The following is a 16,183-nucleotide window of genomic DNA, read 5'->3' as shown; positions in this document are numbered from 1 at the left end:
ATGTTTAAACACCTATAATTTGTTAACCAATTTTAACATATGTTTAAACATATACCACATAATTTGCTTAATTGAGGAGAAACTACCATGCCAAAAAAGTTATATTCTGACATTTATGACACATTGAAAGATGAGATCAATAAGCAAGTCTATCCACCAAGAAATACATTACCTGGTGAAGAAGATCTTGCAGCACGATTTGATGTGACTAGAAATACCGTCAGACGTGCACTAAAAGAACTCCAAAGTGATGGGCTTGTTTATGCCGTTAAAGGACGTGGAGTAGTTGTTTTAGAACCTATCCGTGATGATAAGGTCGTATTTACTGCTGATAATAATATAGGATTTGAAGGATTAAAAAAATTTCCACAGAACAAGTTCATTCAAGAACTTTCAACTGAAGTTTTATCCTTTGAAGAAGTTGAAGTAGATGAAAGAATCGAAAAAATCACCTCTTTTAATGCAGGTGATAAGGCATTTTATATTGAAAGATTACGTTTATTTGACGGCAATGCCCTTGTTGTTGATAATAGTTACTTCCGCAAGAGCATGTTGAAGGATATGACGGTTGAAGATGCTAAGAGTTCTATTTATCAATATATTCGTGATAATAATCTATTTAAGATTGCGGCTGAACGTTCAACTACTACAGTAGAATCAGCCACCAAACGTGATATGCAGGTGTTGGATATTGACGATATGAACTGTGTAGGTGTGTTAACTAAGTTTGTTTATACCGATACTGGAAGTCTATTTGAGCACACGCAAACTAGGTATGTTCCCAACAACTTTTCAATGGTAGATTTCAAGTCGTTCTAATTTGAAACAGGATCTTTATCGCCCCAAACAAAAACTAAGATAAATGTAACGATCAGAGTAGCTATGTGGGCGATAACATATCCTTGTAGATTGGAAGTAACTCCGACATTGGGATTTATAAAAGCTGGAAAGCCGATAAGTGAGCCGGATAAGGCATAGGCATCTACTTTGAAGAATCCAGCAAGGAATCCCCCGATGGCACTACCGATATTTGATAGAATGAAAATACGTTTATATTTCAAAGTAATACCGTAGATTGCTGGTTCAGTAACGCCACAAAAGGCTGAAAGAGTTGCTGCCCAGGATAGATCACGGTATTTTTTGTCTCTAGTTTTTAGTGCAACGGCCATTGCAGCAGCACCTTGAGCGACCATAGTTACTGAGATCATGGCATTGAGGTAACTGTGCCCATTGATGGCTAAGTCGTTGACTAGTATGGGAATGATCGCCCAATGTAGTCCGAATATTACTAATATTTGATATAATCCAGAGACTAATACGCCTGTTAAAGCAGGATTTACAAAGTAAATTGACTCAACCCCAAGAGATAATAATTTGCTCAAATAAAGCATAACTGGGCCGACTCCGACATATATCAATAGGCTAAGTAGAATCACTTCTATGATGGGAAGGAAGACTGAGCGAATCACTGAAGGGATGACTTTCTTTAGCCACTTCTCCAAGTAACTTCCCACCCAAGCCGCAAATATTATTGGGAAGACAGACGACGTGTAACTCATGATGTGAGCCGGTATTCTAAACACCGTCAGTTGAATCGCTTCATTACCAGCAGTGATTAATGACGGATAGGTCAATACTCCACCGACCACAGCCATCGTGATCGGATTTGCTCCAAGTACTTTTGCGGTGGTGAATCCGAGGATTATTGGTAGGAAGTAATATAGAGAATCTCCAATGGCTGAGAATAATAAGTAAGTGCCACTGGACTTCTCCAAGATTCCGTATCCACAAAGTGCACCAAGGATTCCTTTCAAAATACCAGATCCACCTAGAAGCCCAATGATAGGAAGCATTGAACCTGTCAGAACATGGATGAATGAATTCAGGTAATTCTTGAATTCGGCCCAAAAACTCTTCGGTGCGTCATTTTTAATTGAATTATTTTGTGATAATTTGGGACCAAGAATATCAACTACAGCAGCATAAATATCGTCAATTGATGGACCGATGACAACTTGATATTGCCCACCTGCACGAACGATGTTTATAATTCCATCAATATTCTTGATAGCAGAATCATTAGTCAACTTATCGTTTATAAGATAGAAGCGTAGTCTTGTCATACAATGAATGAGCGAAGATACGTTCTCAACGCCACCGATATTTTGAATGATTGCTTCGGCTATTTGATGGTAATTTGTTGGGACATCGACTTCTTTGTCAGAATTTGAATGAAACTTTGTAGTCGCGACTATTTGACCAGAATCAACTTTTCCAAGATGTATCTTGATGTCGTTTAACTTATCAGAGTTGGTTATTGCGACTATGACAGTCGGGTCTTTTCCAGACTTTATTATTGCAGTAAGGTCCATAATGGCGATAAGTTGTCCAGCTGATACTTTATCGTTTACTTTGACGTGGATCTCAAAAGGGGTACCATTTAAAGTTACAGTGTCTATCCCCATGTGAATTAGGATTTCAACACCGTTTGGTGTAGTGATTCCTATAGCATGTTTAGTTTTTGCCACTAGCGTGATAGTTCCGGATACTGGTGAAGTGACATAATTATCACTGGGGAGAATCCCAAAACCTTCTCCCATCATTTTTTTTGAAAATACAGGATCATTCACCGTGGTTAAATCAATGACCTTTCCAGATATTGGTGCCAGAATATTCAATGAGTCCTCCAAGATTATTCCTCCCAATAGGCATATTTAAGTGAGTCTATGTAAAAAATACATAAAAAAGACAATTATCCACTTTATTGTATAACCTTTATGAATAAATTTATAGTCATAAGTGTTTAAACATTTTGTTTTGTTTTATTGTTGTTTTTTTGTGGGTATCAGTTTTGAAATGGGTTAATATTGATACTATAAGTCACTATATGATTATTTAGTAAATGCGTTATAATAGCAAAGACACATCTAGAAATAGTTATAACAAATTTTAGATGCTGTGTAATGATGTCGGAGGAAAATTTATGAAAGAAACACCCAAGTATGTGGTGGTGGCGAATCGTTTACGACAGCAGATCTTAGAAAAAGAATATCAAATCAATGAACAATTACCTCAAGAAACTGTGATTGCGACTTCACTAAATGTTAGTCGGATCACCGTTAGAAAGGCCTTGGATATACTGGTAGATGAAGGACTGATCTATAGGATCCAAGGCTCTGGGACCTTTGTTAAAGACAATCAAGCAAATACTGGATTCAATAATGGTAAAAGATCTTTAGAAATATTTGATTTCAACAAATACGAAGTTGAACTTTTGAATTTTGGTGTTGATAAACCATCTGGTGAGGTCATGGATCAGTTGAATATCAATCAGTTCGACTTCACCTATGGAATCGAACGTTTAATTAAAGACAAAGATACTGTCATTGCGCTACAAAAGATATTTATGCCTGTAAAAATTATTCAAGGGATGCAGATGGATTCTTTAAAGGGGTCCATTTATGACTTTATCGACAAGGAGTTGGACCTAGATGTCGATTCAGGCATTCGGACAATATCAAGTGAAATGTCTGCTGAACCAGTGAAAACAAAGCTAGGTCTAGTTGAGCCTGAACCGCTGATAACAGTGGAGCAAAGGTCTTTTTTGGATAATGGACAGATTTTTGAGTATGCATATACATACATTCGATCATCACAATTTTCAATACATGAATCAATTTAAGACATTTAATTATTTGCATTTTGATAATTTGATGTCTTTTTTTATGTCAAAAATAATTTGTTATAACAAATTAATAATTTGTATTGACTTAAAGTGGAGACTGAACTTATAATGAAACCGTTAACAAAAACGAAGGGGGTTTCAATTATGAAACAATTGAAAATTGCTATTTTCTGTAGCGGTGGATTTTCCACTAGTCTAATCGGGGCAAAAATGCAAAAGGTTTACGATGCTGAGAAGAAGGATGTAAAAGTCGATGCCTATGACTTTGGTATGGTCGATGAAGTTGGGGACGATGTAGATGTTATCTTACTAGCACCACAAATTGGTTGGGCATTTGATCAGACTAAAGAAGGCCATCCAAATACAAAAGTTATCCTATTAACTATGCAACAGTTCGGTAGTATGGATGGTCAAGTATTAGTAGACGTATTGAAAGAGAAGGGAATAGATTAATATGGCTAAAGGGAAAGGTTACCAAAAGTTCCAAGCTGAATTTACCAAGACTGCCGGTAAAATCGCTGCGAACAAATTGCTCTTGACACTACGTGATTCGTTCATCATTGTTGCTGCTACATCAATGATTGCCGGATTTGCTATCATGATTCAAAATGTTTTCGTTGATCCTACTAATGGTCTTATCTTTGGTAAACAAGGATTGGGACTTGGACGACTCATCAGTGGTTCTTGGGCTGCTTGGGGTAAGTCAGGATTATTTAATGGTTTAACAACGACTGGGAACTTGATTGGATTAGTTTCAAATGGTTCTCTGAATACTTTCGCTATTTTACTTGTAGTTATTTTTTCACATACATTTTCACGTAAGTATTTCCCAAAGAGTAAGGAACATATGACTTCAGTTCTTTATGCCTTAGGTGCATTCTTCATCTGTATGCCTTGGAAATTCCAATACACACCAGATGGTGCTAAGAAGCCTATCGATGTTTTGAACTATATGGATACTACATTCTTTGGTACAAAAGGTGTCTTCGCCGCCTTACTTATCTCTGGATTTGCAGTCTGGATCTACAATAAGGTACTTGCTAAGAACTTTACTATTAAGATGCCAGATTCAGTTCCACCTGCAGTTGCTCGTAGTTTTGAATCATTGATTCCTGGTGTTATCACAATGGGTGTCTTCATTATCCTTACAGGTATCAGTACAACATTCACTGGCGAAACAATGCCAGAATTATTACTAACAGCACTCCAAAAGCCAGCACTTGCTATTTCTGGTACAGGATTGTTCGCCTTTGTATCACAGATCACATGGAGTTTACTTCAATGGTTCGGTATTCACCCAACATCAATTTGGGGTCCAATCTTTGGTTTAACATGGAATATCAATGATACACAGAATATGCTAGGCCAAGCACAACACGTTTATTCAACATTATTTATGAACTTTTCAACTGTTGCTGCTGGATCATGTTCAGTATCACCAGTCTTAGCTTTAATGCTTTTTTCAAAGAGATTAGCTGCCAAAAAGGTTTCAAAAATTGCCTTAATGCCTGCTATCTTTAATATTTCAGAACCAGTTACATTTGGTCTACCAATTATCTTGAATCCTTTGTACTTTATTCCATGGTTAGTTGCACAACCATTGGCATTTTATATCGGATTATTCTTCACAAGAATCGGATTCATCGGACCTATCGTTAATAACGTTCCTTGGACGGTACCAACATTACTTTCAGGGCTATTGTACACAGGTTCTATCAACGGATTGATCGTACAAGCAGTAATCGTTCTTATTACAACTGCAATCTACGTTCCATTTATTAGAATGGATAACAAATTGAATCCTGATAATCCTGATAAAGAAATGGAAAATGCTGCTACAGAAGCACTTGGTGCATAGGAGGAATATATCTTGGATGAGAAACAATTAAAAAGAGCCATGGAGTTGATCTCAGTTGCAGGAACTGCTAAGTCACAATGTATTACAGCAATGAGTACAGCTGAAACTGGCGATATAAAAAAAGCTAGAGAAGAATTAAAAGAAGCACATAAAACACTGCATGAGGCACACAATATCCAAACTAAATGGATGACAGATGAGATGAATGGTGAAAAGGTTGAAAAATCAATTATGCTGATTCACTCACAAGATCATTTCATTTCAGCCGATATTATGATGACTGTTGCTGAAAAAGTTATTAATCTACATGAAGAAATAAACTCTCTTAAGAATAAGGAATGATTCTATGGCAAGTGATGAATTAAGACTTGATCCCATATATTCAGAAAACATGATTATACCTGCAAACAAACCCTTTAAGATAAGCGGTCTTGCGGTTAGTAATACTGATGTTTATATCGAGATAGATGATCAAGTATTGCGTACAACTTCAGATGATAGTGGCAATTGGGTAGTGTCAGTCGCACCAATAGACACAAATGTTAAAACAACTTTGAAAGTTAAAAGTCTAGATGACCAATTAACCGTCAAAAATGTCCAAACCGGACAAGTTATCCTTTTGACTGGTCAATCAAATATCGAGTATGAGTTCAAGAATGACTGTGAGTACCAAGAACAGGTAAATGATATAGACTTTAAAGATTCCTACTATATAAATATCCCAAAGCTTGAGTATCAAGATGAGAAACAGACTTTACCAGATGATTTACTCACCCCTTCTTGGAAGATGGTAAAAGATACAACAGTCGGTAGTCTATCGGCCGTTGGATATTGGATGCTAAAACGTATTAAGCAGATACACCCGAATCAAGTAGTTGGAATTATTGACTGTTACAAAGGTGGGACTTCGGCATCATCTTGGGTGCCAGAAGAAGTCTTACAAAATGATGCATTATTAGTTTCTACCTTTATAGAGCCATTTCATAAGGCAGTCGATAAAAAGACTGAGGATGACTTTAAAGAAGAACTTAGTGCATATTATGCCAAAGTCGATGATCACAATACTAAGCTAGACGCGTTCACCAAAAAGTATCCAGAAGTTTCTTTGAGTGATGCCAAGGATAAAGTGGGACATACACCATGGCCACCTCCAATGACGAATACGTCATTTCTGAGACCAAATGGGCTATATCATACAATGATTGAAAAAATTAAGAATTATTCATTCAACAAAGTTGTTTGGTACCAAGGTGAAAATGATGCACCCAATCCAGAAGTATATGAGAAGTTGTTGTACGGTTTAATTATTAGTTGGAGGAAGTTATTCAAGGATAATTCATTGCCATTTTATGTAGTCCAGTTGCCAGGTTACTTTGATGAACCAAAGGATTCTTGGGCCAAGATTAGACAGAGTCAATTAAGCGTAGTCCAAAGAATTGGTGATGTTCATCTAGTTTCTATAGCAGATACTGGTGATAAACATAATATTCACCCAGAATCAAAGCGAGTTGCAGGAACTCGTCTCGGAGATATTATTTCAGGAATTCAGTATAGTGATACACCGACAATTTACAAACAAGAAGTTGTAAGTGAAGGGTTATTGCTATTTGCCAAAAATGCCGTAACATTAAGTATAAAGGGTAACGCTTACATGCTGATCAGAAATAACCAACAATGGATCAAGCAAGAGGTCTATGTACTAGGCGATACAATAATGATCCCTAATGCAAAACAGGCGATAGAGATTAGATATGAGTATAAAAATCACCCTCAATGTACGATATTTAATGAATACGGAGCACCATTGGCGCCGTTTGAGATGAAAGTGGGTCGTAATTAATGAAAAATTTGGGTTTGATCGATATTGGTGGAACATCTATAAAATTCGCCATGTGGCAAGATAATAAGTTGAAAAAATTAAAGTCGATACCAACTCCTTCAACACTAGGAGAGTTCTACAACGAACTAGTCGACAAAGTTAATCAGATGAAACAAACTGCATCGATCGTTGGTGTAGGAATCAGTTCACCAGGTGCCGTTAACAAAAAGTCCGGTGTGATAGAAGGAGCTTCAGCTCTTCCTTACATTCATAACTTCAAGATTCAACAAGCACTTGAAGAAAAGTTTGGCCTTCCAGTAAGCATTGAAAATGACGCTAATTGTGCAGCACTCGCAGAACTTGATTCTGGTGCCGGTAAAGATGTTGATAGCTTGATCTTCTTGATTATTGGAACGGGTGTCGGTGGTTCAGTGATCATTAATCACAAGATCTGGCATGGTGCCCACTTGTTCGGTGGAGAATTTGGCTTCATGTTATCTGATAATGAGAACACGCTCAGTAACCTAGGCACACCGGTTAACGTTGCCAATAGATATAACGCTGCATCAGATCCAATCTCTAATTATTCCGGCAAAGAAGTCTTTGATCTCGCTAATAATGGAGACAAACGTGCCCAACAAGAAGTCCAAACAATGTATTATTCGTTAGCTAAAGGAATTTATAATTTACAATATAGTTTTGATCCAGAGTTAGTAGTACTTGGTGGAGCTGTTTCAAATAATCCTGATTTGCTTCCATCAGTGGATAAAGAAATTGAAAAAATCAGAGATATTGTAGAAATTGCATCTATTAAGCCAAAGGTGGTAGCTTGTCATTATACCGATGAAGCCAACTTACGTGGGGCAGTGGTCGACTTTCTTCAAACTTATCCTGATAAGGAGGTAAATTAATGCTCGAATTTCCAAAGAACTTCGCTTGGGGTGCAGCAACATCTGGGCCACAATCTGAAGGTAACTTTCATAAGGCCAATCAAAATGTGTTCGATTATTGGTATGAAAAAAGTCCCAAAGATTTCTACGATGGAGTAGGACCTGACACTGCGTCTAATTTTTACAATGATTATAAACAAGATATTAAGTTGATGGCTAAGACTGGTATTCGTTCATTGCGTACCTCTATTCAATGGACAAGATTGATGTCTGATGTTGACCTTGGCATAGTTGATGAGGATGGTGTCAAGTTTTATAACAACGTCATTGATTGCCTATTAGACAATGGAATAACCCCTTATATCAATCTATTTCACTTTGATTTACCAATTGAATTGTACAAAAAGTATGGTGGTTGGGAATCCAAACACGTAACTGATCTATTCGCTGATTACGCACAAAAGTGCTTTGAATTATTCGGTAGTAAAGTGGAACACTGGTTCACATTTAATGAGCCTAAGGTGATTTTGGATGGTGAATACTTGTATCAATTCCATTATCCACTAAAAGTTGACGGACCAGCAGCCGTTCAAGTTGCTTATAATATCAACTTGGCATCTGCCAAAGCCATAGAGAGGTTTAACAAGTGGCGTAAGGAGAATAATGCTGATAGTAAAATCGGAACTATTCTAAACCTCACTCCCGCTTATCCTGCAACTAATGACCCAGAAGATGTCAAGGCAGCAGAATTTGCTACGTTGTGGGATGACAATATGTATCTAGATCCTGCTGTGAAAGGATATTTCCCTAAGAAACTAGTTAAGATCTTGAGTGATGCCAATGTTTTGTTCGACAGCACACCAGAGGAATTGAAGATAATTGCTGATAATACGATCGATGTACTAGGAGTCAACTTCTATCACCCAGAACGTGTTATGAGACCGAGCGTATCACCAGATAGTTTGCAGGATTGGATGCCTGATATCTACTTTGATAATTATGAGATGCCAGGTCGCGTTATGAATGTTGATAAGGGATGGGAGATCTATCCAAAGACTCTATATGATATTGCTATCAACATTCGTGACAATTATGGCAATTTGCCATGGTTCGTGTCAGAGAATGGAATGGGAGTTTCAAAAGAGGAGAGATACTTAGATGATAAAGGTGTGGTTCAAGATGATTATCGAATCAAATTCATCAAAGATCATCTAAGTGAGCTTCATCGTGGAATTGAAGCAGGATCCAATTGCCATGGGTACTTCGTTTGGACCGGTATTGATTGCTGGTCATGGAAGAACGCTTATCGCAATAGATATGGATTGATTAGAAATGATATTCATACTCAAAAGAAGACCATTAAGAAGTCTGGACAATGGTATGCAAAGTTAAGTGAGAACAATGGATTTTAGAGTGTAACAGAACACGATTGGTATTCATTTATAAACCTAAAGGGTCGGTATTTACGTAAGTAAATGCCGATTTTTTTGGTTCATTGGTATACACTGAAAATTTGTTTTGTCAAACTTTTTGGTATAAATTTGGGTACATTTCAAGAATCGTGCCAAAAAGGAATCTTAATCAACTGTGACACCCTATTTTATGTTATAAATGAGGTTGTAAGACAATATGTATATTTTATTTCAATGTATCAAATTTATTTATAAAAACTCAGAATCAAGAGTATAAAGTATGTTGTACTTGTCTCGAATTAACAGTATTTTCGAGGCGCATGCATAATCCAGGGAGGGATTAGATATGAGATTTCAACAACTTAAAAAGGATCCAAATAGTGTTGTAAAAAAGAGATTGGTTAAATCCGGTAAGTTATGGATAGTAACATCAACCTTGTCATTTGCTGGAGGGTTAATTATCTTCTCTTCAGGAATGTTTGGTCAGCAGATTGTAAATGCTGACACAGTTAATACGGACACACAACAAGTCCAAGTATCAGATTCTTCGGGTGCTACCGCAAATGATACACAGGTAACTTCTGATATAACGATATCTTCTAACTTAGGGGATGTTGTAGTTAAAGATGTTACCGGTAAGACTGGTGATGTAGTGGACGTTGACGTCCCAGCTAAAGATGGTTATAACGCTGACAAAACGACTGTTAAAGCCACGGTTAACTCTGATGGAACAATTACAGCTAATGAGTCTATCAATTATTCAGTAAGTGATGATAAAACTACATCAAGTGCAACTCAGAGTATTGATCCAGAGTCTACGTCGGTATTGACTGATACTGATACAAGTAATGCTGACTCCAGTTCAAATAATACAGATGATAATAATAGTGCAACAAATACAACTACCACCCCAGATACAAACACTGATACCGGTGATACTACATCTAGTTCAAACAATACAGATGCTACTAATAGTACAGATAATGCAACAAATACAGACACCACAACTGATACAGATACTAATAATGCATCAAAAGATACTACGGCTAGCTTAACGGATGATCTTACTACTAATAAAGCAAGTTCTGCGGCAGATGATCCTAATTTCACGTGGTATCTCACATCAGACTATGTTTTGCATATATCAAAGGTTCCTCTAACAACTACAAGTGTACCTTGGAGTAGCTATAAAAGTGGAATTAAAGAGATTAGTATTGATGCACCAATAAAGCTTGATAGTGTAACAAATTACTTTTCAAATATGGGTCAATTAACATCAATTGACGGCCTCGCCAACTTGGATACTAGTGATGTTACAGATATGTCTAAGATGTTCTATAGCGATAGTGCATTGGCTAGTTTAGATTTATCAAAGTTTAACACTAGTAACGTTACAAATATGTCGAATATGTTTTATGGCGATAAGGCATTGGATAGCTTAGATTTATCAAATTTTGATACTAGTAACGTTACGAATATGTCGAAAATGTTTAGAGGCAATAGGACGTTCACTAGTTTGGATTTATCAAAGTTTAATACTAGTAACGTTACAGATATGTCGGATATGTTTGGTAACGATTTGACATTAACTAGTTTAGATTTATCAGGCTTTGACACTAGCAAAGTTACAGACATGTCAAGTATGTTTTATGGTGATAGTGCATTGACTAACTTGAATATATCAAAGTTTAACACTAGTAACGTTACAAGTATGTCAGGTATGTTTTATGGCGATAGTGCATTGACTAGTTTAGATTTATCGAACTTTGACACTAGTAACGTTACAAGTATGATAAATATGTTTGCTTCAGATGAGGCTTTAACAAAATTGAATATATCGAGCTTTGATACTAGTAACGTTACAGGTATGTCAAATATGTTTAATGGAGCCAGCGCGTTGACTAGCTTAGATTTATCGAATTTTGATACTAGTAAAGTTACTAGTATGGAGCTAATGTTTTCTAATACCAATTCATTAAAGAATTTAGACTTATCGAGTTTTAACACTAGTAATGTTACTGATATGTCATCCATGTTTTATGATGGTGATTCGTCAGCATTGACATCTTTGATTATATCAAGCTTTGATACCAGCAAGGTTACGACTATGAATAGCATGTTTGATGGCCTTAGTGCGTTGACAAGTTTGGATGTATCAAAATTTGTTACTTCTGAAGTGGAAGATATGACAAGCATGTTTAGTGATGATAGTGCATTGACTAGCTTAGATTTATCGAACTTTGATACTAGTCAAGTCACAGTCATGGATACGATGTTTTATGGAGCTAGTGGATTAACAGAATTGAATATATCTAACTGGGTCACTAGTAATCTTACAAGTATGGATAGTATGTTCCAAGATGCTAGTTCGCTGAAGAGTTTAGATTTGTTGAAGTGGGATACTAGTAATGTTTATGACATGTATGCCACGTTTAGTGGAGCTAGTGGATTAACGTACTTGAATATATCTAGTTTTGATATGACAGGTATTCGAGATAATTTGAGTGAAAATATGCTTAACTTTGTTGGAGATCCAGATATGTTGGACGCCTCAGTTTATGCAGAAAATGTGAAGAAGTATTTGGCCAACTCATTGGATTTGGTTTTGGGACCAAAGATTAACTTGAAAAATACTGGTTTATCAGTTGTTTCACCAGCTGATCCAACCGATCCATCGACTGATACATCATATAGTGTAGTTTGGGTTAATGATGCTAATCCAGACGATGTGTTAACTAATGATGAATGGATGGCCCAATACAATGGAAGCGGCAGTGAAGGATTAAATGCAACTTACAGTAAAAAAATCATAGTAACAGGTAAGGTAACAGGTACCGTAACTATCCCGACTGCTGATGGCGGGACTGTGACATCAGATCCCGTTACTGGAGAAGTAGGAAGTTCATTAGCGGTAAATGTACCAGTGAAAACTGGTTATATAGCGGATAAAAAAACAGTAACTGCAACAGTTAATTCTGATGGAACGATTACAACTGATGATGTAGTGACATATACACTTATTGTGTCAGTAACAGGTACTGTAAGTATACCAACAAGTGATGGAAAGACTGTAACGTCAGAGGAAGTAACAGGAACTACAGGACAGGAAATACCGGTAGATGTACCATTAAAGCCAGGTTATACAGCAGATAAAAAAACAGTACAGGCAACAGTAACTGTAGATGGAACGATTACAACTACAGATGTAGTAACATATACAGCCAATTCTGTAACAGGTACTGTAGAGATAACAACAAGTGATGGAAGTAAAGCTATATCAAAAGAAGTAACAGGAACTACAGGACAGATATTAACGGTTGATGTACCGTTGAAACCAGGCTATACAGCAAGTCAGCCAACGGTGGACGCAACAGTAAATCCAGATGGCACGATCACAACAAAAGAAGAAGTAACGTACACTGTCAATTCAGTAACAAGTACAGTAGATATACCGACAAGTGATGGAAGTAAAGCTACATCAGAGGAAGTAACAGGAACTACAGGACAGGAAATATCAGTAGATGTACCGTTGAAACCAGGCTATACAGCAGATAAACCAACAGTAACTGCAATAGTGAATCCAGATGGTACAATCACAACAAAAGAAGAAGTAACGTACACTGTCAATTCAGTAACAAGTACAGTAGATATACCAACAAGTGATGGAAGTAAAGTTACATCAAAGGAAGTAACGGGAACTACAGGACAGGAAATACCGGTAGATGTACCATTAAAGCCAGGTTATACAGCAGATAAACCAACAGTAACTGCAATAGTGAATCCAGATGGAACGATTACAACAACGGAGAAAATAACATATACAGCCAATACTGTTACAAATATGACAGCAACAGTATCAACAAACTATGGAGATGTGACAGTAGACAATCTAACTGGAACTGTAGGTAAAAATGTAACAATCACTGTGCCTGATAAAGAAGGTTACACAAAGAACAAAGACACGATCACAGGAACAGTGAATGCCGATGGCACAATCACGGTAGCAGGTCAGGTAACATATACAGCCAAGACTATTACGGATATGACAGCAACTGTTCCAACAAACTATGGAGATGTGACAGTAGACAATCTAACTGGAACTGTAGGTAAAAATGTAATAATCACGGTACCTGACAAGACTGGCTACACAAAGAATAAAGACACGATAACTGGAACAGTGAATGCCGATGGTACAATCACAGTAGCGGGCCAGGTAACATATACAGCCAAAACTATTACAGATATGACAGCAACGGTATCAACAAACTATGGTGATATTACAGTGAACGATATTTCCGGAGTAGTAGGTAAAAATGTAACAATCATGGTACCTGATAAGCCAGGTTACACAAAGAACAAAGATACAATTACCGGAACAGTAAATGCTGATGGAACAATCACAGTAACGGGCCAGGTAACATATACAGCCAAGACTATTACGGATATGACAGCAACTGTTCCAACGAACTACGGTGATGTGACAGTAGATAATTTAACTGGAACTGTAGGTAAAAATGTAACAATCACTGTGCCTGATAAAGAAGGATATACAAAGAATAAAGACACAATCACAGGAACAGTAAATGCCGATGGCACAATCACAGTAACAGGCCAGGTAACATATACAGCCAAAACTATTACGGATATAACAGCAACGGTATCGACAAACTATGGTGATGTGACAGTAAATAATATTTCCGGAGTAGTAGGAAAAAATGTAACAATCACAGTACCTGACAAGCCAGGTTACACAAAGAACAAAGACACGATCACAGGAACAGTGAATGCCGATGGTACAATCACAGTAAACGGCCAGGTAACATATACAGCCAAGACTATTACAGCTATGACAGCAACGGTATCAACAAACTATGGCGATGTGACAGTAAATAATATTTCCGGAGTAGTAGGCAAAAATGTAACAATCACTGTGCCTGATAAGCAAGGCTACACAAAGAATAAAGACACGATCACAGGAACAGTAAATGCTGATGGCACAATCACGGTAGTAGGCCAGGTAACATATACAGCCAAAACTATTACAGATATGACAGCAACTGTTCCAACAAACTACGGAGATGTAACAGTGAGTGGTCTAACTGGAACTGTAGGGAAGAACGTAACAATCGCAGTACCCGACAAGCCAGGTTACACAAAGAACAAAGATACAATTACTGGAACAGTAAATGCCGATGGCACAATCACAGTAGATGGCGAAGTTACCTACACAGGTATTTCCCAAGAGTCAGCTGTAACTATTCCAACTAACTTAGGAAACATAATTGTACCTAATGTCACCGGTAAGACAGGAGAAACAGTTGTGGTAACCGTACCTTTGAAAAAGGGTTACACAGCTGACAGAACTTTTGTCTCTGCAACGGTAAACGCTGATGGATCAATTACAACGGCAGAAAAAGTCACCTATACAGGTAATGCTCAAAAGTCGACCGTAACCATCCAAAGTAACATGGGCAATATAGTTCTACCTAATATAACAGGAATAACAGGAGAGACATTAACAATAGATGTACCAGTTAAAACCGGTTATACAGCAAATAAAACTACAATTACTGCAACAATAAATGATGATGGCTCAATCACCACAGCTGATAAGGTCACCTATACAGGTAGTGCTCAAAAGTCGACCGTAACCATCCAAAGTAACATGGGCAATATAGTTCTACCTAATATAACAGGAATAACAGGAGAAACATTAACGATAGATGTACCGGTTAAAACCGGTTATACAGCCGATAAAACTACAATTACTGCAACGATTAATGCCGATGGCTCAATTACAACAAAAGATGTCGTAACTTACACTAAGACATCAAATGGTGATTCGGGTACTACTACTGATCCAGATGATACTTCGAAACCAGATCGTACGATAGTCAATTCCAAACAGGATATTGCTATATATTACAATGAAGGTACAGCAAACCTTTATACAGAAGATGGCGAACCAATATTGAATAGAGGATTGGGTCAAGGTACAAGCTGGTATTCAGATGAAATCATGACACTAGACGGAGTTAAGTACTTCCGTGTAGCGACTAACGAATGGGTCAAGCTTGATGATGCCTACGTATATGTAGCTCATGTTGCCAATATTGAAACTAATAGTGGTTCAGCAAAAACTATAGTAGACAGTCGTGGCAATGCTATCAAGAATAGAGCCTTGATGGCTAACACATCATGGTTCACGGATAAATACGTTTACTTCAATGGTGTGAAGTATTATCGTGTAGCAACCGACGAGTTCGTAAGTGAACAAGATGTATTTGAATATGGTAGTAATCAAAATACTGCCGTATCTGAAAGTACCAATAGTATTAATTATTCAACTACCAATACAGTAGTGTCACGAGATTCATCAAAACAGACTAAGTCTGCAACATCATCTGATGTCGCTAATAAGACTTCTAGATTAGATGAAAAAAATACCCCAGCAATTGTTGATAAACGGGATATTGATTAGGTTATAAATTTTAATGAATGAACAAAGTCCCTTGAGTG

General features: G+C 37.2%; 10 protein-coding genes. 9 read left to right on the top strand and 1 reads right to left on the bottom strand.

Annotation, left to right across the window (positions count from 1 at the left end):
* Positions 1-87: 87 nt before the first annotated feature.
* Positions 88-819: a GntR family transcriptional regulator gene (locus BTM29_RS01515; RefSeq protein WP_076613812.1), complete on the top strand. Its 732-nt coding sequence runs from the start codon at positions 88-90 to the stop codon at positions 817-819.
* Here BTM29_RS01515 and BTM29_RS01510 read toward each other — a convergent pair.
* A complete protein-coding gene (locus BTM29_RS01510; protein ID WP_225972218.1) occupies positions 816-2,690 on the bottom strand; it encodes a PTS sugar transporter subunit IIABC in 1,875 nt (624 codons plus the stop codon). The two genes, BTM29_RS01515 and BTM29_RS01510, sit on opposite strands and share 4 nt — an antisense overlap.
* Positions 2,691-2,983: 293 nt before the next feature.
* On the opposite strand from BTM29_RS01510, the gene BTM29_RS01505 reads away from it, so the two are divergent.
* From BTM29_RS01505 to BTM29_RS01470, 8 genes are all read left to right on the top strand, one after another.
* Positions 2,984-3,682 carry a GntR family transcriptional regulator gene (locus BTM29_RS01505; RefSeq protein ID WP_076613810.1) on the top strand — a complete coding sequence of 233 codons (699 nt, stop codon included), beginning with the start codon at positions 2,984-2,986 and terminating at the stop codon, positions 3,680-3,682.
* Positions 3,683-3,829: 147 nt separating this feature from the next.
* Positions 3,830-4,138, top strand: coding sequence for a PTS sugar transporter subunit IIB (locus BTM29_RS01500; protein ID WP_083685890.1), 309 nt, complete (start codon positions 3,830-3,832; stop codon positions 4,136-4,138).
* Position 4,139: 1 nt separating this feature from the next.
* Positions 4,140-5,543, top strand: a complete 1,404-nt coding sequence (locus BTM29_RS01495) for a PTS sugar transporter subunit IIC (RefSeq protein ID WP_076613809.1) — start codon at positions 4,140-4,142, stop codon at positions 5,541-5,543.
* Positions 5,544-5,555: 12 nt separating this feature from the next.
* Positions 5,556-5,885: a PTS lactose/cellobiose transporter subunit IIA gene (locus BTM29_RS01490; protein ID WP_076613808.1), complete on the top strand. Its 330-nt coding sequence runs from the start codon at positions 5,556-5,558 to the stop codon at positions 5,883-5,885.
* Between the two features lie 4 nt (positions 5,886-5,889).
* A complete protein-coding gene (locus BTM29_RS01485; protein ID WP_076613807.1) occupies positions 5,890-7,383 on the top strand; it encodes a sialate O-acetylesterase in 1,494 nt (497 codons plus the stop codon).
* Complete coding sequence (locus tag BTM29_RS01480) at positions 7,383-8,273, top strand: ROK family protein (RefSeq protein ID WP_076613806.1); 891 nt, start codon at positions 7,383-7,385, stop codon at positions 8,271-8,273. Before BTM29_RS01485 ends, BTM29_RS01480 begins: the two co-directional genes overlap by 1 nt.
* Entirely contained in the window at positions 8,273-9,664 is a 1,392-nt protein-coding gene (locus BTM29_RS01475) for a glycoside hydrolase family 1 protein (protein ID WP_076613805.1), read from the top strand. The genes BTM29_RS01480 and BTM29_RS01475 overlap by 1 nt, the downstream gene beginning before the upstream one ends.
* 346 nt (positions 9,665-10,010) lie before the next feature.
* Positions 10,011-16,145 carry a BspA family leucine-rich repeat surface protein gene (locus BTM29_RS01470; protein ID WP_076613804.1) on the top strand — a complete coding sequence of 2,045 codons (6,135 nt, stop codon included), beginning with the start codon at positions 10,011-10,013 and terminating at the stop codon, positions 16,143-16,145.
* Positions 16,146-16,183: the final 38 nt, after the last annotated feature.

Origin of the sequence: Companilactobacillus allii (assembly GCF_001971585.1) — a bacterium.
Taxonomy (GTDB): Bacteria; Bacillota; Bacilli; order Lactobacillales; family Lactobacillaceae; genus Companilactobacillus; species Companilactobacillus allii.
The sequence above is the reverse complement of the archived record's forward strand: the minus strand, read 5'-3'. Positions and strand labels throughout refer to the sequence as shown.